The sequence below is a fragment of the Myroides odoratimimus genome (assembly GCF_030326305.1).
In the GTDB taxonomy this organism is placed as follows: domain Bacteria; phylum Bacteroidota; class Bacteroidia; order Flavobacteriales; family Flavobacteriaceae; genus Flavobacterium; species Flavobacterium odoratimimum_A.
On sequence record NZ_JACAKB010000004.1, the window covers coordinates 164,571 to 190,341 of the forward strand.

Sequence of the window (25,771 nt, forward strand, 5' to 3'; positions counted from 1 at the left end):
AGTGTTTGATTTAAGATAAATAAAAATGCCCGACTCTAATGAGTCGGGCATTTTTTGTATTATCAATAAAGGTTATTTTTGTCTTAAATCAGCACTGTGCTTAGGAGATAATAACGGTTCTGCAAACTCTATTACTTTTTCTTCTTCTAAAGCTCCTAAGATAGCATATACATTTCGATAGTCAGTTTTGCTAGGAATGTTAATTACAAAGTATTGGTCACTACATACTTCTATCTCTGTACCAGCATATAATATTTCGTTGTATAAGTCTTCTCTGTTATAATTGTCTTTTTGAACAATAACCTGCACTGTAGAATTACCAGAAGCAGTAGCTACATAACGGTATGTAAGTGTATTTTCTGTTTCGTCAAATTCTGCATAGATAATATCATCACATGAAAAATCAGGACCGTAAAAAGGGATATTATCAACTTGGTATAATCCTTTTTCTTTATCTATGGTCTTTCCCCAAAAAGTCTCGACCGTATTTTCTTCTAAGACATCACTATAATATCTAACTAAGATTTGTTGATATTGCTCTTCCATTGTGTACTAATATTTATTCTATTTGTTTTAATCACCGAATAGTTACATTGTTTCTATTCGGGGTCAAAGATAAGGCAAACTGTAAAATATAATACGAAAACAGTCTTTTTTGTGTTTAGTTTCGCAGTTTAAGTTTGAGTAATGTAGTATTAGTTGTGATATATAATATTTTATAGTCGTCTGAGAATACACAATTAGTTGCTAGTTCTGAGAAGTGTACACGTGCAATAAGTTCAAGATCTTTATTAAATACCCATATTCCGTTAGAACCAGCCGTAAATATATTGCCAAACTTATCTACTTTTAGACCTCTAGGTCTATCATTAATATCACTGATAAATGGGGTGTAATCAAATATGACAGGATCTCCTATAATACCTTTCTTTTTATCTATAGAGTATCGATATAAGAAACTTTTCTTTTCCTGCCAATAAGAGATATAAATGGTCTTATTATCAGGTGATAATGCAATTCCTTTAGGTACTAGAACACTTTCTAGTAAAAGTTCTAGTTGATTTTTATTATTGATTTTGTATATTCCGTAGTAACTTTTTTTAGCTGTTTGCTGATCTTTAGTTATTAAGTCAGTAAAGTATAGATTGCCTGATTTATCTTCTGTAAAATGTGAGGGTGCTGTTAGTCGGTATTTTTTAGGGTTATTTATCCAAGAGTTAAAATTAAATTTAGGCTCTCTGATTATAGCACTCATTTTTGCAATTTTCTCTTTTCCATAGAGGTAGAGTGATATCTCTCCGGTATTAGTAAATACTAAAACACTAGAGTCAAGTTCTCCACTTTTAGTATTCTGACCGATGAAGTCAATATCTTCCAAGTATGTTTTGGTATCCTTATAATGCTCTTTCCAATAGTGGATTCGCTTATTCGGAAAATCTGTAAATATTAATAAATTCTCTGCTTCTATCCATACTGGTGAGTCAGCATATTGAAACTCTTTAGCAATTATTTCGGTGTAAGCATTGTCATCAAAAATCAGTTGCGCTATAGGGTTGATGATTTCAATTTCTCCTATTCTATTACCTCTTTTAGTTTGTGTACTATTATGTTTAAGATTCTTATTCATAATCAGTTGCTTTAGAAATATATTGAATAAATATAGTGAAAAATGTTACAGTAACTATTGCGATAGTAATATTAAATTTAGTAATAAGTGGATGTTATCTAATTCATGTAAAAGAGGTATATTTAACAAACGAAAAGATATTTATGGAAATACTGAATTTTAGTAATAGAAGTACAGAAGCAGTTTCTCTGGCTTTTAAGAAATTAGGTATTGAAGACTTTAAAACAAGCTTGTGTATAACCAAATAGGCAATTACAAAATTGCATAGCACAGAAAGGCTAATGAAATTTGGTTAGAGGCAAATGAGGAGGTTCGTTATACGCTGAATGAGATTTGGGGACAAGAGAATAGTGTATAGCTGATTTACAGCTATAAGGCTCTATCTGTCGCAGTTTAACAGATATTTGACACAAATAATAATACAAAATCTGTTACATTTACTACAATAATACTACTAATAAGAAAAAGAAAAGATATGAACTTGTTTAAAAAATTATCTGGAGAATTCATTGATATTATTGAGTTCTTAGATCCAACACAAAATACGATAGTACACCGTTTTGAGCGTTTTCAAAACGAGATAAAGAATAATGCAAAGTTAGTTGTCCGCGAAGGGCAAATGGCTGTGTTTATCAATGAAGGGCAGTTGGCTGATGTATTCAGTCCTGGTACACATACTTTAAATACGCAAAACTTGCCAATCTTATCTACATTGAAAGGTTGGAAATACGGTTTTAATAGTCCTTTTAAAGCTGAAGTTTACTTCGTGAGCACTAAAACGTTTATTGATCAACGTTGGGGAACGAAGAATCCTATTATCCTAAATGATAATCGCTTTGGAATGATTGAGGTGCGCTCTTTTGGTACGTACACTTTTAAGATCGCTGATCCAGGAAAGTTCATTAAAGAAATAGTAGGTACATCAGGTACCTTCACTACAGACCAAATCAACGATCAGTTGAGAAGTGCAATAGTTACTCGTTTTACTGATTCTATTGGTGAGGCTAATCTTCCAATCGAGACGTATGCTGCTAACTTAAATGAGTTATCTACTGCGATCTTCGCGTATATGAAAGATGATTTCGAGGTATATGGAATGGATGTTACGAAGTTCTTAATAGAGAACGTATCTATGCCAGAAGATATCAAGAAAGAGATCTTTGAGTTGAGTAGATTAAATCACGTTGACTTGAATAAGTTAATGCAAATGAAAGCAGCGAAAGCTATGGAAGCAGCAGCTAATAATCCGTCTGGTGTAGCTGGAGCAGGAGTAGGGATGGGAGCTGGGTTTGCGATGGCTAATCAGTTTGGCCAAGCGATGGCGCAAGGACAAACTGCTACACAAGGTCAAGCAGGTGCTCAAGCTGTAACTAATACGCCTCCGCCACTACCTGGTGCAGTAGCTGTTAGTTACTTTGTAGCGCTAAATGGACAGCAAGCAGGCCCTTTTGATTTAGAAGGTTTAAAGCAGATGGTAGCCAATGGGCAGTTGCTAAGAGATACATTAGTTTGGAAAAATGGTATGGCTAACTGGGAAAAAGCAGATGCTCAAAGTGATTTAGGCGCACTGTGGGTACAAACACCTCCACCGTTGCCAAATATGTAAGATAAATAAGAAAAGCGCTATAAGGGCTGTAAAACTTCTTTTAGCGCTTTTCTTATTCGTTATCGTTAAAGTAAGAAGTAATAGCTATTTAATTAGTATAGAAGTGTCGTCAGGAGAAGAGATAAAATTAAATACATCAGAAGCTACACCTTGTAGCTCTTGTGGTGGACCGATGACTTATAAGCCAAGTGCGCAAGCATTGGTATGTGAGTATTGTGGCAGTGTAAAGGAAATAGAACAAGGGGAGTTGGAATTAAAAGAACACGACTTTGAAAGTTTTATGGAACGCTACGAGAAGGAGAGTTTTAGTACTACTAAAGTTGTTGAGTGCAACAGCTGCCATGCTACTGCAACTGTAGATGAGAATCTGAAGTCGATGGCTTGTCCTTACTGTGCTAATCCTTTAGTAGAACAGGATATTCACGAAGAGCGTTATATCAAACCGGAGTATGTATCTCCTTTTGCTGTAGATAGAAACCAAGTGTCAGGTATATTACAGAAGTGGATTAAAGATCTGTGGTTTGCTCCTAACAAGATACAACGCGGTATTTTTTCAGCAGATAATTTAAGAGGGGTATATGTGCCTTTCTGGACTTATGATATGCAGACGCACACTGATTATAGAGGAGAGCGTGGAGATGCTTATTATGTGACCGTTGGTAGTGGAGATAATAAGAGAAGAGAACGCAGAATATCTTGGTCAAACACTAGTGGTAGTGTCTCTAACTTTTACGATGATATTTTAGTGACTGGTAGTAATACACTCAAGATGGACTTGCTCAATTCTATTTCTACAGGATGGGATCCTAAGGGAGTACAAAAGATAAAACCAGATTATCTAAGTGGATTTATTACAGAGAAATACCAAGTAGATTTGAAAGAGGGATATGACAAGGCTCGTAATATAGTTGCTCAGTATGAAAGAGAAAGTGTGAAGAGAGATATAGGTGGAGATGAGCAACGTGTACATCATATAAATACTGAACTGTCGGATATGACGTTTAAGCATATTCTTTTGCCTTTATATGTGAGTTCCTTCTCTTATGGCAATAAGCAATATACTTTCTATGTCAATGGAGTAACAGGAAGAATTACAGGTGAGCGCCCGTATAGTGCTTGGAAGATTGCTTTTGCATGTTTTATAGGGGTGATAATACTGATATTTCTTATTTACTTATTCCAGAACGCGTAACTATTGCTGAGTAAATGCTTAATAAGAGTAGTATCGTTGGCAGTAAACAAAATGAATGTATGGTACATAATTCTTTAAAGAAAGGAACTAAACTTCTATTATAAACAACAAAGCCTCCCATTAGGAGGCTTTGTTATCTTTTAAAAGTATATTTTATAGTTTGTGTGCCTTTAGGGTAATCTAAACTAAGACTTTTTTCTTCCTTATCTACTTTTTCAACTAAGTTCATTTTATAATGGTAGAAATTTGAAATTTCTATTTTTTTGAATGTACTTTGGGATTGTGAAGTAAACATTACAAGTAAATCTCGTTCAACTACTTTGTAGCTTAGTTTGTCTGTAGTTTCATTACAATTTCCTGCTTGGTTTGTAGAAGCTATTTTTCGACTAAGTTCTTCTTGATTAAAAACCCATTTTTCTGTTGAACAATCTTTTTTCTTTGTATAATCAATACTTAGAATAACTTTTCCTTTATTATCAAGGAATTCTTTTTTTTCGATTGTCCATTCTTTTATAATTTCTTCCTTAAAATTAGCTACTTTATAAGGAACATTATCATCGCTAGAACATGCTGTAAAATTATAACTTGTAATAGTTATAATTATAAATGCTACAATTTTTTTCATAATAGTTTCTTTAGTTGATTAAGAAACTAAAGTTATAGTAAAGCATATTTTTAAAAATATACAATTCAAATTGTTTAATTCAAATTATATATTAAATCAAAGAAAGTTATAGGTTTTAAAATTTACTAATATAAAGAAGGGCTGTTTTTTTAAGACAGCCCTTCTTTAGTAATAAACTATTTGATTATTTAGCGTTGTTTTCTTCAATCCACTCGCGTGCATTAACGAATGCTTCCATCCAAGGAGAAACTTCATCTTTTCTTCCTTCTGGATAGTTAGCCCAGTGCCATTGGAATAATGAACGCTCGATGTGAGGCATCATTACTAAGTGGCGTCCTGTTGTATCACACATCATAGCAGTGTTAAAGTCAGAACCATTAGGGTTAGCGGGGTAAGCGTCATACGCATACTTCGCTACGATATTGTATTTATCTTCTGTCTCAGGTAAGTTGAATTTACCTTCACCATGAGAAACCCATACTCCTAAAGTACTTCCTGCTAAAGTAGAAAGCATGATAGAGTTGTTCTCTTGAATAGTTACGGAAGTAAAGATACTCTCGTGTTTTTGAGATTCGTTATGTTGCATCTTACCGTGTACCTCGTGCTCTGGATTGATTAGCTCTAATTCCATGAACAACTGACATCCGTTACAGATACCTACAGATAAAGTGTCTTTACGAGCAAAGAAGTTTTTCAATGCTGTATTTGCCTTCTCATTGTACATAAATGCACCAGCCCATCCTTTTGCAGATCCTAATACGTCAGAGTTAGAGAATCCACCTACAGCTCCGATAAATTGGATATCTTCAAGCGTTTCTCTACCTGAAATAAGGTCTGTCATGTGAACGTCTTTTACATCAAAACCAGCTAAGAACATTGCATTAGCAACCTCTCTTTCTGAGTTACTACCTTTCTCGCGGATAATAGCTGCTTTAGGTCTTGGTTTAGAAGCGTCAACTACAGGTTTTTTACCGTCAAACTGAGTTGGGAAACTGAAGTTTAAAGGTTGTACTTTATAGTTGTTATAACGATCTGCTGCCTTGTTATTCTTTGTTTGTTTTTGGTCTAATAAGTAAGACGTTTTCATCCAAGTATCTCTAATAGCTGGTACGCTAAATGCAAAGTGATCTGCTCCATTAGTGAATGATACTTTCTCATCAGTAGTAACCGTACCGATCTTAACAGCTACAACTCCTTTAGCAGCTAATGCTTGTTCTAAAGTAGCGTCGTCTTTAGCTTGAACGATAAGCGCGATGTTTTCGTTAAACAATGCTTTTACGGTGTCTTTCTCGTTAAGAGCAGTCAAGTCATATTTAGCACCTAAGTTCACATCTGCAAACGTCATTTCTAAAAGAGAAGTAACTAAACCACCACTTCCGATATCGTGTCCAGCAGCGATTTGTTCGTTAGCTACTAATTCTTGAATAGCATTGAATGCATTTTTAAAGTAAGCCGCATCAGTGATAGTAGGAACCTCTTGACCAATCTTGTTTAGTACTTGTGCAAAAGAAGAACCTCCCAATTTGAAGTTATCTTTAGACAAGTTGATATAGTAAATAGAACCAGCGTTTTTCTTTAAAGTAGGTTCTACTATTTTAGTAATATCTGTACAGTTTGCTGCAGCAGAGATAATAACCGTACCAGGAGCGATAACTTCATCGTTAGGATATTTCTGCTTCATTGATAGAGAATCTTTTCCTGTTGGGATATTGATTCCTAATTCGATAGCAAAGTCCGAACACGCTTTTACAGCTTTGTATAAACGAGCATCTTCTCCAGCATTGTTACATGCCCACATCCAGTTAGCTGATAAAGAAACGTTTTTGATTCCCTCTTTTAGTGGAGCCCAAACGATATTAGATAAAGCCTCAGCAATAGCATTTCTACTTCCTGCTGCAGGATCTACGATCGCTACTACAGGAGCGTGTCCTACAGTAGTTGCGATACCTTCTTTACCTTTATAGTCAAGTGCCATAGCACCTAAGTTGTTTAATGGCAATTGTAATGGACCAGTACATTGTTGTTTAGCTACACGACCTCCCACACAACGATCCACTTTATTTGTCAACCAATCTTTAGAAGCTACAGCCTCTAATTGTAACAATTGGTTTAAGTATTCTTCTACTTTTGATACAGAGTAATCTAAGTCAGCATATACACGGTTGATCGTTTTATCATCCATGATAGTCTTAGGAGAACTACCAAACATATCTTCGATAGCGAAGTCCATTGGTTTGTCTCCATTTGTTTTAGATTCAATAGTGAAACGGTGATCATTAGTAATCTCACCTACAGTGTACATAGGAGCACGTTCTCTTTCTGCAATTCTCGCTAAAGTATCGATGTCTTTTTGACCGATTACTAATCCCATTCTTTCTTGAGACTCATTACCGATAATTTCTTTAGCAGATAGAGTAGGGTCACCTACTGGTAGAGCATCTAAGTTGATGTGTCCACCTGTTTCTTCTACTAACTCAGAAAGACAGTTTAAGTGTCCACCCGCACCATGATCGTGAATAGATACGATAGGGTTATGTTCAGCCTCTACCATCGCACGGATAGCATTAGCAGCACGTTTTTGCATCTCTGGGTTAGAACGTTGGATAGCGTTTAACTCAATTCCTGAACCGAAAGCACCTGTATTTGCTGAAGATACTGCTGCACCTCCCATACCGATTCTGTAGTTCTCACCACCTAAGATCACCACTTGGTCACCTTCAGTTGGTTTGTGTTTTAAAGCTTGGTCTAATTTACCGTATCCAATACCACCAGCTTGCATAATCACTTTGTCAAACCCTAATTTACGAGCGTCTTCTTCATGCTCGAATGTAAGGATAGACCCTGTGATTAAGGGTTGACCGAATTTGTTACCGAAGTCAGAAGCACCATTAGAAGCTTTGATTAAGATATCGATAGGCGTTTGGTATAACCATGCTCTTTCGTCCATTGCTTGTTCCCATGGACGGTTTTCTTCTAAGCGAGAGTATGACGTCATATAGATAGCAGTACCTGCTAACGGCAATGAACCTTGCCCACCAGCTAAACGGTCGCGTATCTCTCCTCCAGATCCTGTAGCAGCACCATTAAAAGGTTCTACAGTAGTAGGGAAGTTATGCGTTTCTGCTTTTAATGAAATAACAGAGTCAAACTCAGTCTCTGCATAGAAGTCAGGTTTGTCTGCCGATTTAGGAGCAAACTGCGTTACTTTAGGTCCTTTGACAAAAGCAACGTTATCTTTATAAGCCGAAACAATATCATTAGGATTTGTCTCAGATGTTTTTCTAATTAATTTGAATAGAGAAGTAGGTTGCTCTTCTCCGTCGATGATGAAGGTACCGTTAAATATCTTGTGACGGCAGTGTTCTGAGTTCACTTGTGAGAATCCGAATACCTCAGAGTCTGTAAGTTTACGTACCAATTTAGTCGCTAAGTCATTTAGGTAAGTAATCTCTTCATCGTTTAAAGCTAAACCTTCTTGTGCGTTGTATTTAGCGATGTCCTCAATGTAGTTAATTGCTTCTGGAGCAATATTGATTGCAAAGATGTCTTGGTGTAGTGTCTCGAACTCTTGTGATAACATTGGATCGAATGCTTCACAGTCTTCTGCTTTTACGAACTCTTCAATGCGAATAATTCCAGTGATTCCCATATTTTGAGTAATCTCTACAGCATTCGTACTCCATGGAGTAATCATCGTAGCACGTGGACCGACAAATTTAGCGTTGATTGTTTTCTCGTTGATGTGCTTGGCATTGCCAAATAACCAGTTTAACTTTTGGATATCTTCATTAGATAAGTTGTTCTCCACCTGTACTGTGTAGAACTTTCTCGAAGGGTTTTCGAAAAAATAAATCATTGCGTTAAGAATATTTAGTTGTTGTTGTAATGCACAAAAATAGGCTAAAAAAACAATATTTTAAAACTTAATATTTTATTGTGTAAAAAAGTAAAAGCCTTTGTTTTTGACAAAAGCTTAAGGGTAAATTATAGTGATGATTAATCTATGTTTTTATATCTCATCCAGAGAAAAAGGACTCTTTTAAAGGACGCCAAAGCATATAGATACGTTAGTGTAAAACCAGCTTTGCCTTCAAAAAAACCTCCTCGTATCAGGCCTCTATACATAAAAGTACCAAGGGGGTTAGTAAAGAAGTGTATTTTATATACTTTCTTATTGTTTAAAAAATCAGAATAACTAAGTACTTGTTGATAAATATCTAATTCAAAATGAAAGTTGTCAAATGATTGATCCACTATTGTAGTAATAGGTGCTTTCAGGTCTTTAATACTAGCAAAATAAAGTTTTTGGTCAGCTAGTGATAGACTATTAAAAAGTAATAAAGCAGGCTGTTTTTGAAAGCCTCCTTTTTTTATGTTTTCTCCTAAGAACTGTATGTACTCTCTTTTTTTGATGTAAAGTGTAGTGCTTTCATTACTATTAGCGATAATGTTATTTACCTCTTCTGCTAGCTCTGTTGTGAATTGATAATGCATTGGCATAAACGCAAACCAAGATACTTTTAGCTCGGTTAGCTTGTTGTGTAAGGATTGAAAGAGCTCATTTGTATCAACGCATAAATAAGTAATCTGTACGCTATACTGATTGGTATGATCTGTATAGTGTTTATCTTGTATAGGTAGTATCAGAAGAACATGATCGATTTGTTTAGGAAGATTTTCTATCCAGTTTTTTAGATTGATATTATTCTGATATATACTCAGTATTGTTAGGTTCATAATTATTCTTACTCTCTATTTTAGTATAATATTTTTATTATTTGTTCTGTTGCCTATTTAAAAAATGTATTTTTGTGTCTTATATTATGTTAATTACTAAGTATGAGTAAACTACCGATCTTAATGTACCATAATGTTCAAGAGGATTCAGAACAATTAAAAGCTCATTCTATTCATTGTTCATCATTAGAAGACCAATTGAAATACCTTGTCGAAAATGGTTATACTACTTTTCACTTTAGTGAATTAGAGACTCTAGCTGCTCTTCCTAAAAAGAGCATTATCATCACTTTCGACGATGTAACAGTTAATCAGTTAGATTTTGCTGTTCCTTTGTTAGAGAAGTATAATTTAAAAGCGACCTTTTTTATTCCTTTTCATTACTTAGGGAAGACTGATCTGTGGAATAATGGAGTAGAACCCATCATGACAGCAGAACAACTAAAATCTCTTCCTGCTTTTATAGAGTTGGGATACCACTCTTATAAACACCGTCATTATGCAGGATTAACATTAGATGAGGTTAGACAGGATTTTGAAGACAGCGTTGAGGTAGTGAAGAAATATAACCTTTCTGTTTATCCTGCTTTAGCTTATCCGTATGGTAACTTTCCTAGAAAAGAGCCAGCAAAAAGCGCTTTTTTTGAAATATTAAGAACGTATAAGATGAAATATGCTGTACGTATCGGTAATCGAATTAGTCAATACCCTTTTAGTAGTGAATATGAGATTAACCGTATTGATATTAAAGGAACTGAAAGTATGTTTGGCTTTAAGTGGAAATTAAAAGTAGGTAAGCTATTTTAATCCCTTTTGCAATAACATTAGTTTTAAATATCTAGCGAATACTCCATAAGCGTCTAATGTAGCTCCTGCTAGTCCAGCCGTTTTATCCAGATATCCTCTCTTTATAAAATAGATATAGAAAAATCTGTAAAATGGCTTGAACGCTAGGTGATAATAAGAGACTTTCTTTTTCTTTTTAAACTGTTCAGAGGCTTGGAACCAAGAATAAGACTCTTTTTTTGACATATAGTGAAATATTCCTTTATAGGTCAAATGCACTACATGATTTTTAAGAATCCCTGTTTTGCCCTCTGTTGTATGCAATTTTTCGTGTACTTCACCTGTGAAGTGCACTCCTTCGTTATAAACTAGACGCGTTACCTTATCTGCTTTGTGAAATAAAAACTCATTGATAAAAAAGTGTGGAAATCTAAGCTTAAAGGCTTTGTATTCTCCAGGGTTTTTAATAACTTCTAGTATTTCTTTTCGCAGACTATCTGTCACTCTTTCATCTGCATCAATAAATAGAATCCACTTACCCTTAGCATAAGGAATAGCAAAGTTTTTTTGTGTAGCGAAGTTGACAAACTTATTTTGCAAAACTAGACAGCCCATATCAGTAGCTATCTGTGTAGTCTTATCGTTACTATAGGAATCTAAAACTATAATTTGGTCTGCAAAATCTACAGACTTAATAGCATCAGCAATATATTTTTCCTCGTTATAGGTAGGTATAATAACACTTAGATTCATAACGTTCCATTGTTTATGTGAAAATACATGTTAAAGATATATAAATAATGTATTTTTATATCAATGTCGTTCGTCTAAGTTTAAAGGTTTTTGATTTTTTAAATCAATAATTGTTAAATTATAATAAAGTATTTTTAATATAGAAACAATAAAAGTCAATATTGTTGTGACTTTTATTTAAATTATTGTATTTAGATAAGAATATAAAAAATATATAAGTAGTCTATTTTTCGATGTTATTTCTCAACATCCATAGTTTTACATATCGTAGAAAAGTAGAGTAACTACCTAAAAAAGACAAGATAAGACCTGCCGTTCCATCTCTATACCCTTGTTGTATAATGTAGTGTTTAAAAAAGCGGAAACACGGTTTGATCATAAAGTGGTATAGGTTTAACTTACCCGTTTTACTGTCATAATCTCTAGCTTGTAGACTTGCGTATTGATTTAGTTTCTGAATGTGATTATCAAATCCTCTATATGTATTGTGGTATAGTTTATTCTTTAAATAACCTATTGATCCATCTACCTTTAGGGATTCATGGACAGCGTTTTGGTACGTACATTTGTTTTTATTGAAAAGGCGGATAACCTTGTCTTTCTGATATCCAGAATAATGTATTGCTTGGTTAAAGAAATAGTTTGATCTATAGACCCAATAAGCCTCATGGTCTCTTAAGCTATTACTAGTTATAAGAGTTTGTATTTCTTGTTTGAGTTCATCTGTTAGTTGTTCGTCTGCATCTAATAGTAATATCCAATCATTTTTAGCTTTATTTAGGGCAAAGTTCTTTTGATTAGAGAAGTTGTCAAACACGCGTTGTATCACAGTAGCTCCCAAGCTTTCTGCAATGCTAACAGTATTGTCAAGACTATAAGAATCTATAACTATAATTTCATCCACAATGTCTCTTGCAGATAAGATACATTGCTCAATACGAAGTTCTTCGTTTTTGGTAGGGATTAAAAGAGTTATATGATTCATTTTTTAAATCTTGACTCTCCAAAGATATAGATTATAGAAAAATATCTTTAATTTTTTACATTTCTTTACTTAAGATTAACATACAACGTTAAATAACAGAATATAAAACGAAAAAGGTTCCTTTCTAGTTAAAGAAAGAAACCTTTTAATTACTTCACAGTCAATTGATTATTTTTAACTCTAGAGTTAAAGGACTGTATATATGCTTTGATGAATTTTTCCATCTCTTCTCTTTTTGCAGTCTCTGTATTCATCAGGTTTTGCTTTAGTGGAGGGTCTTTCTTCCAGTTGTATAGACCTAAGGTTTTCTTCCCGTCAAAAGCTAAGTAATAATCTCCTTTTTCATAGTTATAGATATTGTCTAAGTAGTTTACTACAAAGTCTTGATCAGATTTATAAGATTTACCATAAGTAATAATCTTAGTATTAATCTGGAGATAATCCATTAAACTTGGTAGGATATCGATCTGTTGGAAGTTTTTCTCTATTTTTTCAGTTGTTATACTAGGATCATTAGGGGCAAAGAACAAGATAGGAATACGGAATTTACCTACATTCGTCTTCCATTCATCTTCTATTGGTTCTGCACAGGTATGGTCTGCAGTGATGATAAAAATAGTATTGTTATACCAGTCTTTAGTTTTTGCAGTTTCGAAGAACTTTTTAAGAGAATAATCAGCATAGGCGATAGACTCGTGTATATCTGCTTCTCCTTTAGGGAATTTACCTTTATATTTCTCTGGGATAGTATATGGGTTATGTGACGAAATCGTGAATAGAGTTGTAAAGAAAGGCTTCTTGAATCGGTCTAATTGTTTGATATAGAACTGTAAAAACTCTTCATCAAATACCCCCCAAGTTCCGTCAAATGCATTAGGACCTTCGTATTCATTCTTTCCATAATATTCATCAAAACCTGCTACATTAGCATATTGATCGAAGTTTTGACTACCGTTGAACGCACCGTGGAAGAACGCAGTGTGATATCCATTTTCTTTTAATATTTTAGGTAGTGTATATACATCGTTTAATGCATAGCTAGACGAAATAAACGTTCTATTCATTAAGCTAGGAATACTAGAGATAGACGATGGTACAGCATCGATAGATACTTTACCATTAGCGAATGCATTTTCAAAGAAATGACTATTCTGCGCTAGCGAATCCATAAATGGAGTCAATCCTCTATGCATCGTTTCTCTACCAAAACTTTCAACGATTAACAAGACAACATTCTTTTTATTAATACTGTCGTATTTAAACTCTTGTACAGGATTAAATACCTGGTCTAGTTCAGCCTCAGTATAGAAGTTGACCTCTTCTAAGCTTTCGTTTTTACCCATTGTTTTTAATACTGAGAATGGAGTGTTTAAGACTAGAGCTGTATTTTTTAATCCTCCATATTGAGATGCATCTACCAGACGAATAGGTTTGCGTTGTAATCCACCACGACCTAATACTAGCATGATCCCTATCACTAATACCATCACCACAGTGTCTTTAATATTAAATCTACTGTTTATTATTTTATAATTTATCTTTCTATAGATCAACCAGAATATTAAGAAAGATAAGAACATATAGACAGGTATCCACCAGTAGTCTACGATGAAGTTTTTTAATAATCCTGGTAATTCTTGTTCCATACCAGAAGCTGTGATAAATGCATAAGAACTACGTCTACTGATAAATCTAAAGTATTCGTAATCTACGAAGTTCAGACATAGTATGAATATATTTACTAAGTAGAAACTGTAAAATAAGAATTGCTGATATCCTTTGTTATTTTGAAATTTACCAGGGAATAGATGTAGTAAGGCGAATACGATATTAATAAACCCTAGTGCAGCTAAGTCAAATCGTACACCTCCAAGAAATATTTTTAAATCCCATGGGTCTAATAAGTGTGAATTGTAAAAATAAAAACCTACTCTACATACTTGATAGAAGAAGAAGATTAAAAGAAATCTTTTAAAGAATAGGATACAATTTTGAGAAAATAATTTACTCATAATCAATAATAAAAACTTTTTTTAATAAATAAAAACAGAGCACAAAAGTACTCTGTTTTACGTTAATAATGATATACTTATTTTTACACTGCTACATTGTATTCTCTTAAAGCATCATTTAGAGATGTTTTAAGATCTGTAGATGGTTTTCTTTGTCCGATGATTAATGCACAAGGTACTTGGAACTCACCAGCAGGGAATTTCTTTGTATACGAACCCGGTATCACTACAGAGCGCTCTGGTACATATCCTTTTATTTCTTTAGGAGTATCTCCTGTTACATCTATAATTTTAGTAGACGCTGTCAGTACCACATTAGCACCTAATACAGCCTCTTTTCCTACTCGAACACCTTCTACTACGATACAACGCGATCCGATGAATGCATTGTCCTCTATAATAACAGGAGCAGCCTGTAGGGGTTCTAGTACTCCTCCGATACCTACACCTCCAGACAAGTGTACGTTCTTTCCGATTTGTGCACAAGACCCAACAGTAGCCCAAGTATCCACCATCGTTCCTTCATCTACATAAGCACCTATATTCACATAAGAAGGCATTAATATCACACCTGAAGAGATATAAGCCCCATGACGAGCCACAGCATTAGGCACTACTCTGATTCCCTTTTCAGCATAATTCTTCTTCAGAGGCATTTTATCGTGGTATTCGAAGATACCAGCTTCTAAAGTTTCCATCTTTTGGATAGGGAAGTATAGCACTACTGCCTTTTTTACCCATTCATTGATTTGCCATTCTGTTCCCTTAGGTTCAGCTACACGCAATTTACCACTGTCAATCAGCTCTATAACTTCACGAATAGTATTTTGAGTGTTTTGATCTTGTAATAGTGAGCGATCGTCCCACGCTTTTTCGATTACTTCTTGTAAGTGCGTCATCTGTATTAGATTGAGGTTTGTTAATATATAATTATTGAATGGCTTTGATTACAGCCATTAAGTCTTGTTCTGCTAATCCTTGTTCACTAGCCTTTGCATACGCCTGTTCTGCAGCTTGTGTCAGTGCAGTATCCCATCCTGCATCTTGTGCTAGGCGAATGTCCTTTAGCATAAATTTTAATGGAAATGCAGCAGGATAGTTATCCTCTAGTATAGCAGAGGTCTTTATCTTACTCATGCCAGAGCCACATGCACTATCATTTACGATAGCAGTCATCATCTCTCTATTTATTCCATTCTGTTCAGCGAATAGTACAGTCTCTGCTAGCCCTTGTACTACCACAGACATATAGTAGTTAATTGCTAGTTTAGCTTTGCTACCGCTACCTGCCGTTCCTAAGTAATAATGGCTTTTACCCATTACTTCAAAAAGAGGTTCACAAGTCAAGTGACTTGCTAGATCACCACCCACTAAGAATAAGAGCGTACCATCTATAGCAGGCTTTACACTTCCTGATACAGGAGCATCTAGATAGAAAGCCTCTTTCTCTCGTACTTGTTGGTATAGTTTTTCTGCTAATGCAGGCGATATTGTACTACTGTTAACGAATGTTTTTCCCTTTAGATCCGTAGTGAGAATTTGTTCAAAAGTACTTTCCACTATTTTATCATCAGGCAGTGTTAGAAAGATAATATCTGTCTTAGCTATAAAGTCTATAAGGTCTTCTATAGGAGTAGCCCCCTCAGCGATAAGTGGAGAGGTTTTAGTATTGTCTCTTCTATAAAAGTTTAGTTTGTAACCTGCCTTTAAAAGATTGTGTGCCATAGGTGTTCCCATATTTCCTAATCCTATCCATCCTATTGTTTTCATATCTTTTATTTTTTGTGTTGAGGTTATTTTAATGATAAAGCAAATATAATGATATTTTTTTTTGAGAGTCGTTTCTCATGCTACGGAGTTACAGATTTTATACGAATAAATGTAGTGAGGTAATGAGGGGCAGGGAGTATCAAAAAACGAAATTATTCTAAACAACTTTCTATTTTTGCCTATCAGATAGACTTGAAATGAAGAATATAAAATGGGAGACCTTAGATCGCTTAAAGAATAGTTTCAAAGAATTAGAGACTCAGGAGCACTATATCTATATGCCATTTATTAATCTAGCATACTATCCAGCAGAGCCTTATCGATCTAATTATTATGGAATAGGGCTTCTAGAAGAGGGAGAAATTACCTTCTATATCGATCTTACAGAGTATACTATCCAGGGACCTGCTATTATTTTTGCAGATACTACATCGATTAAGAGATGGGACAAGACACGTCGTACTTATGAGATGATGACAATCTTATTCTCAGAAGATTTCTTACAAGATAAGTTAGTAGAGAATAATGTACTCGCTTCTTTTTCAGATTTATCTAGTCTAGGGGGGTGTGTCACCCAGTTAGATCCTAAAGAATTTGAGAGTTTTAAGACTATGTTTAAGGTCATAGACCTCTATCATAATTCGAAAAATGCATTTCATACAGAAGTAATCAGAGGAGTGATCTACAGTATGATTAACGAAGTAGCTTATCTGTATGAGAAATACGGCAATGTGACCAAAAGTTTACATAAACTAGCTCTCAAGTTTAGAGAAGCGGTAGGTAAGCACTGTAAAGAGCATAGAAGTGTACAGTACTATGCTGATTATCTTCACGTCCATCCTAAGTATCTAAGTCAAGTAATTTCAGCAGAAACAGGATTAACTGCTAGTGAGTGGATTCAAAACCAAGTAGTCTTAGAAGCTAAAATCTTATTGCAAGATCAGAACCTCTCTATAGGCAGTATCGCAGAGATACTCCACTTTAGTGATCAGAGCACTTTCGGCAAATACTTTAAGAAGTATAGCGGTGTCAGTCCTAGTGCTTATCGGGATAGTCTATAAAGGTAATTTACTTATAAGAACACAAGTTCTTTTTATTGATAACAGTATTGCTTTTATATAGCATATCGCATTCTTGTTGTTAGAAATAAGAATGAGTTGTCTATTAATAGAAGTTTATTATTTCCTTTTATTTAATTCTCCATTTTATTAGCCTATTTATTGAACGTTGTGAATAGTCATTTAATGATTCACAATATAATACTATACCTTTTTTCATTTTCAATTGTTGATAAATAGGTGGAGAATAAAAGAAGCATCCCTCGACAAAGACTATCTTATCTCCACCATTCTCGTGGTATTCTCCATGTATTGTCGAAGCAATAAGTATGAATACTAGGCTATATAAGGGGTAAGAGTGTATAGGACTTCATTGGATAAAAAATGATGTAGAATGCAATGTGTTGATTATTATGTTGTTGGTTGTTTTTGCTATTTAAAAAAAGTCAATCTCTTTTTTACTATTTATAGATAGAATTAGCTTAATAGGTTTCTTTTTAGAAAAAATAGAGGTTACAAAAGTGTTCTATTGCTATAAATAGGTAGTAATAAGTATACAATTTTAAAAAAGTGCTTTTCGTTTTTTACGGAAGGTAAAGAAGAGGTGTAAGTGGCTAAAACTTACTTATTGGCTAAAATTAACTTATTTAGAACGATTATAGTTAAATGTTTATAATCCGACATTTTGAACATCTATACCGTGTTATAGTGCTTGTGTGCTAGTGCTCATTGATAGAATTTTGCCTCATGTTAATAGTAGCCTAATGGCTGTGTGTTATATTCTTTTATATGCTAGTGCATAGTGTAGTAGGGAAGAGGAATAATGTGTTTTGTACTTAAGGAAGATACTTCTTGATTTCTATAATCTTACCTTTTGACTAAAAAATCTACTTTTTATCCCTTTACCTCACTTTGTTTAGATAATACATTTGTCATGTGTTAGGATAGAAGTAAAACTACTAATTAACGCAATAGTTCAATCAATAATAAATAGTTAAAGATGAAAAAAACATCTACTTTTTTAGGTCTTACTACAATTGCTTTATTATGGGCATGTCAAGATAAAAAGCAAGAAGGAGAATGGGGAGGAGACGGTCAAGTCGAGCAGTACCCAGTACTTTCAATAAAAACGGAGAAAACCAATTTATTTACAGATTATCCAGTGGTGTTACAAGGGATAAAAGATGTGGAATTGCGTCCAAAGATTGATGGCTTCGTTGAAGCAATCTATGTGGATGAAGGGCAAACGGTCAAAAAAGGACAGCCCTTATTCAAAATCTACGCTCCACAATATCACGAAGAAAGTGTGGCGGCGGTGGCTTCAATAAAAAATGCAGAGGCAGAGCTAAACAACGCTCGTATGCAGGTGGCAAAAGCTAAACCGTTAGTGAGTGAGGGTATTATCAGTAACTATGAGTTAGAGTCTGCAGAGTATGCATTAAGAAGTAAAGAAGCACAATTAGCACAAGCTAAAGCGAACTTAAATAGTGCACAGGCTAATGTAGGATATACACAAGTGGTAGCTCCTTTTGATGGAGTGATAGGATTGATTCCTTATAAAGTGGGAGCATTGGTAAGTAGTGCTTCTCCAGAACCTCTAACTACAGTATCTGAGATAGGAAGTATCAATGCTTACTTCTCTATGAATGAAAAAGAGTTTATTGATTTTATTCAAAAAGGAGGAGAACAAACTCTAGAACAGAGATTAGCTAGTATGCCTGAAGTATCCCTTTTATTAGCGAATGGAAGCGAGTACAATCAGAAAGGAAAAATAAATACTGTAAGTGGACAAGTAGACCCTCGTACTGGGAGTGTGAACTTCAGAGCTGTTTTTGCTAATCCGCAAGGGATATTGAGAAGTGGAAATAGTGCTACTATTCGTGTACATGAGAGTGTAGACGCGGCTATCTTGGTTCCTCAGAAGGCGACTTTTGAAGTACAAGGGAAACGCTTTATTTATGTTGCTAATGCAGAAGGGGTAGTAACCAGCACAGAAATTTCGGTTATGGAAAAGGTGCCTTCAAGTCAATACTTCGTAGTGACAAGTGGGTTAAAACCTGGAGACAAAATCGTAAGTGCAGATATTGGAGGACTACGTGAAGGAATGAAGATTAAAATGTAATAGAGGATAGCATTATGTTAAGAAGATTTATAGAAAACCCAGTGTTATCTACCGTGATATCTATCATTATAGTAATACTAGGGTTATTAGGACTATTCTCATTACCTATCACCCAGTATCCTGAGATAGCACCACCTACAGTACAGGTGACAGCTAACTACCAAGGGGCAAATGCTGAGGCGGTAATGAAGAGTGTGATTATTCCATTAGAAGAACAGATTAATGGAGTAGAGAATATGGCATATATGAACTCAAAGGCGAGTAATGATGGTTCGGCTGTTATTACCATTACTTTTACACAAGGAGCGGATGCTGATATGGCAGCTGTGAACGTGCAGAACCGTGTGAACCAAGCCATGAGCCAACTGCCAGAAGAAGTAATAAAACAAGGGGTGACTACGACTAAGAGATTGAGTAGTGAAATATTCAGTTTCTTAATGTATAGCTCTGATAGTAGATATGATCAAGCATTCTTAGAGAACTACGCTCGTATCAATATTTTACCTAAAATAAAACGTATCAATGGAGTAGGGGATGCCTCTATCTATGGAGGACGTGAGTACAGTATGCGTATCTGGTTAAAGCCAAACGCAATGGCTTCTTATGGACTTACGCCAAGTGATATAGTACAAGCGTTACAGGAGCAGAACGTAGAGGCTGCACCCGGTAAGGTAGGAGAGAACAGTAGACAGAGTTTTCAATATGCTCTAAAATATACAGGGCGATTAGAGACACCTGAGGAATTCGGAGATATTATTATCCGTTCTAATGGAACAGGTAAGATATTGCGCCTGAGCGATGTGGCAGAGATAGACTTAGGAGCGTACTCGTATGCGATGACCATGACTGCTTATAAGCAGCACGGTACTTATATAGCTGTAAACCAGGTGGCAGGGTCTAATGCCCATGAGATTATTAAACAATGTGAAGAGTTATTAAAAGAAGCAGAAAAAGACTTGCCTGCGGGTGCTAAATTCGAAGTATATGCAAATTCTAATGATTTCTTATTAGCCTCTATTGATAAATTGATAGCGACTTTAATAGAAGCATTTGTATTAGTGTTCATAGTAGTATTAGTGTTCTTACAGGATTGGCGTTCTACTTTGATACCAGCTATAGCGGTACCAGTAGCTATCGTAGGTACGTTCTTTTTCTTGAACTTATTTGGTTTCTCTATTAACTTATTGACTCTTTTCGCCTTAGTACTGTCCATTGGTATTGTGGTAGATGATGCTATCATCGTAGTAGAGGCAGTACATGCCAAACTATATGAAGGAGCAGAAACAGCTAAGAAGGCAACAGTGAGTGCGATGAGTGAATTGACCACAGCGATTATCTCGATTACATTAGTGATGTCAGCAGTATTCGTACCTGTTACTTTTATTGAAGGGTCTGTAGGGGTGTTTTATAAAGAGTTTGGTATCACATTAGCTGTTGCTATTTTGATTTCGGCTATTAATGCCTTGACACTGAGTCCAGCGTTATGTGCTATTATGTTGAAACCTGAGTCAGGTATTCATCAAGAGAAAAGAGGTTTTGTCAATAGATTTAAATCAGCTTTTAATAGTTCATTTGATCGAATGACTAATCGTTATGTAGGTGTATTAGGCTTCTTGAATAAGAATAAATGGTTATCGTTAGGAAGTATCGTTGTATTCGGTGCCTTGTTTGTATTCTTAACGAAAACGACACCAACAGGATTCGTACCTAATGAGGATAGTGCTTCTATCTATGGTAATATTATATTAGCACCATCTACTTCTCTTGAAGAGACTGAACGTATTTCTAATGAGATAGATAGTATAGCGATGAGTATACCTGAGGTGAAGTTCACTTCACGACTTGCAGGTATGGACTTCTTCAGTGGAAATGGTAGCTCGTATGCTGTAGAGTTTATTAAGCTAAAACACTGGAAAGATCGCCCTAACCCAGAGCAAAATATTCACAGTGTAGTAGGGCAGTTATTTGCTAAAACGGCGCATATTAAAGATGCTAATATTGTATTCTTTGCAGCACCTACGTTACAAGGGTTTGGTAACAGTTCTGGATTCGAAGTACAGTTACAAGATAAGACAGGTGGAGATTATAAGAAGTTTGAAGAAATAATAGGAGGGTTCTTAGGAGCGTTAAATCAACGCCCAGAGATTATGTATGCAACTTCGTCTTTTAATACTAACTTCCCTCAGTATGAAGTATCTGTTAATGTTGCAAAAGCAAAAGAAGCAGGAGTAGGGGTAACAGAGATTCTGACTACACTACAGGGGTATCTAGGAGGTATCTATGCAACGAACTTTAACCGCTTCGGTAAGCAGTATAAAGTAATGATACAAGCAGATCCTAATTTCCGTGAGAATAAAGAGGCTATCGATAAACTATATGTGAAGAATGAGCAAGGAGTGATGTCTCCTATCACGGCATTTATTGATCTGAAGAAAGTATATAGTCCAGAGTTCTTGACACGCTTTAACTTATTTAATTCAGCTTTTGTCAACGGTAGCCCTAATCCTGGATTTAGTTCTGGAGATGCTATACGTGCGATAGAAGAAGTAGCAGCACAGACTTTGCCACAAGGATATGGTTTTGAGTATTCAGGATTGTCTAGAGAAGAGAGCGGTAGTGGTAACCAGACTGTTATTATTTTCGTGCTGTCTATCTTATTCGTTTACTTCTTATTAAGTGCTCAGTTTAAGAGTTATATACTTCCATTAGCAGTGTTGTTCTCTTTACCGATAGGGTTAGCAGGAGCTTTTATCTTCGCTAAGCTATTCGGAATAGAAAACAATATATTCTTACAGATTAGTTTGATTATGTTGATTGGTTTATTAGCGAAGAATGCTATTCTGATTGTAGAGTTTGCACTACAGAGACGACAGTCAGGTCAGTCTATTGCAGATGCAGCTATAGAAGGAGCACGTATTCGTCTAAGACCTATTCTGATGACTTCATTTGCTTTTATTTTTGGATTATTACCATTGATGATGGCTACAGGAGCAGGAGCGCTTAGTAATAAGTCAATAGGTACAGCTGCGGTAGGAGGAATGTTGATTGGTACACTGATAGGAGTGTTGGTTATTCCTTCATTATTTGTTGTATTCCAGGCGTTACAAGAAAAAATAAGTGGAGCACCTGTATTAGAAGAAGAAGAGTAAGTGTAATTATAAAGTGATAAACGTATAAGTGTATCTAAGGATGTGCTTATACGTTACACAATGACTTAAGTCAATGCGATAAATCAGAAGAATCATGAAATGGACATATAAAATATATATAGGGGTAGCGGCTATTGGGTTATTGGCTTCATGTCAATCTGCGAAGACGTACCACAAACAAGAAGCGATAGACCAGGACTTGTATAGAGTTGTACAAGAAACGGATACGTTGAATATAGGTATGATGCCTTGGCAGACTTTGTTTAAAGATGCAAAGTTACAAGAGCTAATAACAGAAGGAATAAAAAATAACCTAGACCTGAAGATGGGAATAGAAAGGCTGCATGCTTCAGAGGCGTTGTTAAAACAATCTAAAGCTGCGTTCTTACCTGACTTAAGTATAGGTGGAGGAGTGAAAAGATCAAGACTGTCTTATCCTCAAGGTTTTGGTTTTGTAAAGAATGCTACGCAGTACGATGTATTTGCTAGTACTTCTTGGGAGATTGATGTATGGGGTAGATTAGCGAGTAGTAAGCGTGCAGCTTATTATAGAATGCTTAAGTCTGATGCAGGACAAAAAGCTGTGCAAACTCAGATAGTAGCTCAGATAGCAGATTATTATTACCAATTATTGGCGTTAGATCAACAACAAGCTATTATCGAAAAGACGATAGTGAATCGAAAAGACGACGTTGAAACAATGCAAAAGTTGAAGGAGTCAAGTGTAGTAACGGGTGCTGCTGTGGTACAGAGTGAGGCTAACTACTATGACGCTGAGGCTACACTACCAGGAGTGAAGCGCCAAATTAGAGAAGTAGAGAATGCTTTGAATATCTTGTTAGGAAAGCCTGTTGGCGAAATAGATAGAACTGATCTGTCGGTACAAGAATTACCAATAAAACCAAGTATTGGTATTCCGGCTCACTTGCTACAAAATAGACCAGATGTGATGGCTGCAGAGTATGAGTTAGCAGCTTATTTTGAAGATGTAAGTGCTGCCAAAAGAGCTTTTTATCCAGCATTGACAATAACAGGAGGGGCAGGGTTCTCAAGTTATGAGTTTAAAGATTGGTTTTCTTCTACGGGGCTGTTCGCTAATATAGCAGGAGGTTTATTACAACCTATCTTTAACAAGAGACAAAATAAAACGAGATTAGAAGTAGCTAAAGCTACTTATCAAGAAAAGGCATACAATTTTCAGAAGGCTATGTTAGTTGCAGGGCAGGAAGTATCAGATGCTTTGTATGCTTATGAGATGGCAGGAGAACAGCTAGCTATGAGACAACTGCAAGTAAATAAATTAGCACTAGCAGTTGATTATACAAAGAAGCTATTAGTGTATCATTCATCAACGAATTATACAGATGTACTAACGTCAGAACAAGCACACCTTTATGCACAATTAGCACATAGTAATGATCAGCTATTAGAATGGCAGGCTATTATTAAGCTTTATAAAGCATTAGGCGGAGGTTGGAGAGAATAATTTTTTCCATTTATATATAAAGTAATGAAAGTAATATTATGGAGATATAAATCTCGATAGTAGATGATTAATTACTTGGCTCAGTCTGTTAATCGGTATTTTACTTTTAGATAGTTAATCATCGTGCTAATTTGGGAACTATTTATAAAATTGTGAAATACCAACAGGCTGGGTTTTATTAGGAGAGTAATCCTTATTGATTTTTACTACTTTTTAATTGAGAGAGCCACATCGTGAGATGTGGCTTTTGCTATTAGAAAGATAGACGAATAATTCTATCTAATTTTTCTTTATCAATATTAGGAGAGAATTCATTGTATAGCTCCTGTTTTAATAACGATACAATCGAAAAGAAATCCGAGGTAAGAGTTAAATAGTATTGTTCTACTTTCTCTACAGATTGATTCTCAGCAACTTTTATTTGACTGCTTTCTATCATCAAATTGCCTACGTGAACTAAGATTTTATCGAATGTCTCTGCTGAGGTATGCATTTGAAGAAAACCGAATTCAAATATAAGATCGTGAAGGTTGTTCACTTCTTTCTCTATCTTCTTACCTGTAGCCAAGTGAGGACTAAGCGACTCTCGTTGTAAGATCGTGTTTAGCTGTGTTAGGAATTGAAAGAAAACTTCTTGTTTCTTTTCAAATACTAATAAATGACGTTCTCTTGATTCTTCACTTTTAGTTTGACCTTGTAATAGTAGAACAGTAATAATAGCAGTGATCACAACCCCTAATAATGTCCCAAAGAATTGACCAGGGAGAGAAGCTAGTTCAAATATTTCAAAAGTTATAGCTACAATAAAGAATATAATTGTACTTGTTATAATACCTACTCTTGGCCAATTGATTTTGTTTTTCATAATGTCTTTATTTAAAAAGAAACGGTGTAATGGTTTGATGGATAATAGTATAACCTCTTTTTAAGAGATAGAAAAAGGGTAATCCTATTAAGAATGAAATTACAACTATTTCTGATATAAAAAAGATTATCTTTTTTGATGTAACTTGCGAAATGCTGACATACTTATTCCTTCTTGTTTTTTAAAGAACTTATTAGCATGACTCTCATCTGTAAATGTAAATTCGGCAGTGATTTCACCTATTCTAAGATCGCTAAATAATAGACGTTGTTTGATAAGTTTTAGTCTATAAGTAGCGATGTATTGCTGCATGGTCTCACCACATTGATTAAAGAAGTAATTACCAACATAAGATGGTGCTAGACCAAACTCTTGTCCGATTACCTGTGCTGTTAGTTGTTTGAGGTCATAGATGTTCTGTTGTATATAGCTTATGATGTCTAATACCTTCTGCTCTTTTATGTTTAAGTTTTCAGGAATATAGTTCATTAGATTACGTGTAGCGATAATCATGATGGCATTGATATACTGACGTTGCAAATCATAGTTACATGTTTTAGTATTTTGAATACTGAGTATAAGACATTCGACTATTTTGTGAATGATATGTTTGTCTTCTTCATCTGTTATGATAGAAGTAGGTAGATGCGTAGCATAGTACAGCACGCATTCTAAATGATTAATATTAGTGGCATTGTATTGCTTGATATATTCATCATTTACACGAATAACGATAAACTCTGATTGGGCTGTTAAGTCAAATGAGTGTCTGTCTTCTGGGGTTATTAAGTATAGATCACCAGCAGCTATTTTGCTTTTATTGTCATTTACTGTGTGTATTCCTTCACCAGAAATGACAAAGACAAATTCAAAGAAATTGAAAAGCCTATTCTGTAAAGGACAACAATCTACCTTTTCATAAAAGACTTCAAAGGGTTGATATATATTTTCTCTTGCCATGTATATACTATTATTTGATTAAAATATACCTGTATAGT

Annotated in this window: 19 protein-coding genes; 7 read left to right on the plus strand and 12 right to left on the minus strand. The window is 35.0% G+C overall.

Features of this window, described 5'->3' with window-relative positions:
- Positions 1-72: 72 nt before the first annotated feature.
- On the minus strand, positions 73-546 hold the full coding sequence (locus HX049_RS05240) for a DUF4265 domain-containing protein (protein ID WP_286396136.1): 474 nt from the start codon (positions 544-546) through the stop codon (positions 73-75).
- A 115-nt stretch (positions 547-661) separates the two neighbouring features.
- The gene (locus tag HX049_RS05245; protein ID WP_286414562.1) at positions 662-1,627 is read right to left on the minus strand and encodes an SMP-30/gluconolactonase/LRE family protein; all 966 of its coding nucleotides are present in this window, start codon (positions 1,625-1,627) and stop codon (positions 662-664) included.
- A gap of 475 nt (positions 1,628-2,102) precedes the next feature.
- Here HX049_RS05245 and HX049_RS05250 point away from each other — a divergent pair, with 475 nt between their 5' ends.
- Together HX049_RS05250 and HX049_RS05255 are read left to right on the plus strand one after the other, a co-directional pair.
- On the plus strand, positions 2,103-3,233 hold the full coding sequence (locus HX049_RS05250; RefSeq protein WP_286414564.1) for an SPFH domain-containing protein: 1,131 nt from the start codon (positions 2,103-2,105) through the stop codon (positions 3,231-3,233).
- Positions 3,234-3,336: 103 nt separating this feature from the next.
- Positions 3,337-4,425 carry a hypothetical protein gene (locus tag HX049_RS05255; protein ID WP_286396144.1) on the plus strand — a complete coding sequence of 363 codons (1,089 nt, stop codon included), beginning with the start codon at positions 3,337-3,339 and terminating at the stop codon, positions 4,423-4,425.
- A 133-nt stretch (positions 4,426-4,558) separates the two neighbouring features.
- On the opposite strand, the gene HX049_RS05260 is transcribed toward HX049_RS05255, so the two are convergent.
- The 3 genes from HX049_RS05260 to HX049_RS05270 form a co-directional block, all read right to left on the minus strand.
- Positions 4,559-5,050 carry a hypothetical protein gene (locus tag HX049_RS05260; protein WP_286414566.1) on the minus strand — a complete coding sequence of 164 codons (492 nt, stop codon included), beginning with the start codon at positions 5,048-5,050 and terminating at the stop codon, positions 4,559-4,561.
- Between the two features lie 184 nt (positions 5,051-5,234).
- Positions 5,235-8,906 carry a phosphoribosylformylglycinamidine synthase gene (gene purL / locus HX049_RS05265; RefSeq protein ID WP_286414568.1) on the minus strand — a complete coding sequence of 1,224 codons (3,672 nt, stop codon included), beginning with the start codon at positions 8,904-8,906 and terminating at the stop codon, positions 5,235-5,237.
- Positions 8,907-9,046: 140 nt separating this feature from the next.
- The gene (locus HX049_RS05270) at positions 9,047-9,787 is read right to left on the minus strand and encodes a hypothetical protein (protein ID WP_286414570.1); all 741 of its coding nucleotides are present in this window, start codon (positions 9,785-9,787) and stop codon (positions 9,047-9,049) included.
- A gap of 102 nt (positions 9,788-9,889) precedes the next feature.
- Here HX049_RS05270 and HX049_RS05275 point away from each other — a divergent pair, with 102 nt between their 5' ends.
- Positions 9,890-10,594 carry a polysaccharide deacetylase family protein gene (locus HX049_RS05275; protein ID WP_286414572.1) on the plus strand — a complete coding sequence of 235 codons (705 nt, stop codon included), beginning with the start codon at positions 9,890-9,892 and terminating at the stop codon, positions 10,592-10,594.
- Here HX049_RS05275 and HX049_RS05280 read toward each other — a convergent pair.
- The 5 genes from HX049_RS05280 to HX049_RS05300 all read right to left on the minus strand — a co-directional run bounded on the left by HX049_RS05280 (position 10,586) and on the right by HX049_RS05300 (position 16,093).
- Positions 10,586-11,326, minus strand: coding sequence for a glycosyltransferase family 2 protein (locus tag HX049_RS05280; protein WP_286414574.1), 741 nt, complete (start codon positions 11,324-11,326; stop codon positions 10,586-10,588). The two genes, HX049_RS05275 and HX049_RS05280, sit on opposite strands and share 9 nt — an antisense overlap.
- 223 nt (positions 11,327-11,549) lie before the next feature.
- Complete coding sequence (locus HX049_RS05285) at positions 11,550-12,311, minus strand: glycosyltransferase family 2 protein (protein ID WP_286414575.1); 762 nt, start codon at positions 12,309-12,311, stop codon at positions 11,550-11,552.
- 149 nt (positions 12,312-12,460) lie between these two features.
- Positions 12,461-14,329, minus strand: a complete 1,869-nt coding sequence (locus HX049_RS05290; protein ID WP_353653711.1) for an LTA synthase family protein — start codon at positions 14,327-14,329, stop codon at positions 12,461-12,463.
- A 77-nt stretch (positions 14,330-14,406) separates the two neighbouring features.
- Positions 14,407-15,222, minus strand: a complete 816-nt coding sequence (locus HX049_RS05295) for a 2,3,4,5-tetrahydropyridine-2,6-dicarboxylate N-succinyltransferase (RefSeq protein ID WP_286396161.1) — start codon at positions 15,220-15,222, stop codon at positions 14,407-14,409.
- 31 nt (positions 15,223-15,253) lie between these two features.
- Positions 15,254-16,093 (minus strand): NAD(P)-dependent oxidoreductase, encoded by an 840-nt coding sequence (locus tag HX049_RS05300; protein ID WP_286414578.1) that lies wholly within the window; start codon positions 16,091-16,093, stop codon positions 15,254-15,256.
- 197 nt (positions 16,094-16,290) lie between these two features.
- Here HX049_RS05300 and HX049_RS05305 point away from each other — a divergent pair, with 197 nt between their 5' ends.
- The 4 genes from HX049_RS05305 to HX049_RS05320 all read left to right on the plus strand — a co-directional run bounded on the left by HX049_RS05305 (position 16,291) and on the right by HX049_RS05320 (position 23,908).
- The gene (locus HX049_RS05305) at positions 16,291-17,154 is read left to right on the plus strand and encodes a helix-turn-helix domain-containing protein (RefSeq protein ID WP_286414579.1); all 864 of its coding nucleotides are present in this window, start codon (positions 16,291-16,293) and stop codon (positions 17,152-17,154) included.
- Between the two features lie 997 nt (positions 17,155-18,151).
- Positions 18,152-19,273, plus strand: a complete 1,122-nt coding sequence (locus HX049_RS05310) for an efflux RND transporter periplasmic adaptor subunit (RefSeq protein ID WP_286414581.1) — start codon at positions 18,152-18,154, stop codon at positions 19,271-19,273.
- 14 nt (positions 19,274-19,287) lie between these two features.
- Complete coding sequence (locus HX049_RS05315; protein WP_286414583.1) at positions 19,288-22,422, plus strand: efflux RND transporter permease subunit; 3,135 nt, start codon at positions 19,288-19,290, stop codon at positions 22,420-22,422.
- A gap of 94 nt (positions 22,423-22,516) precedes the next feature.
- A complete protein-coding gene (locus tag HX049_RS05320; protein ID WP_286414585.1) occupies positions 22,517-23,908 on the plus strand; it encodes a TolC family protein in 1,392 nt (463 codons plus the stop codon).
- Between the two features lie 253 nt (positions 23,909-24,161).
- Here the strand turns inward: HX049_RS05320 and HX049_RS05325 are convergent, their stop codons facing one another.
- Complete coding sequence (locus tag HX049_RS05325; RefSeq protein WP_286414586.1) at positions 24,162-24,773, minus strand: hypothetical protein; 612 nt, start codon at positions 24,771-24,773, stop codon at positions 24,162-24,164.
- 126 nt (positions 24,774-24,899) lie between these two features.
- Positions 24,900-25,733 carry a helix-turn-helix domain-containing protein gene (locus tag HX049_RS05330; protein WP_286414588.1) on the minus strand — a complete coding sequence of 278 codons (834 nt, stop codon included), beginning with the start codon at positions 25,731-25,733 and terminating at the stop codon, positions 24,900-24,902.
- Between the last annotated feature and the right edge of the window lie 38 nt (positions 25,734-25,771).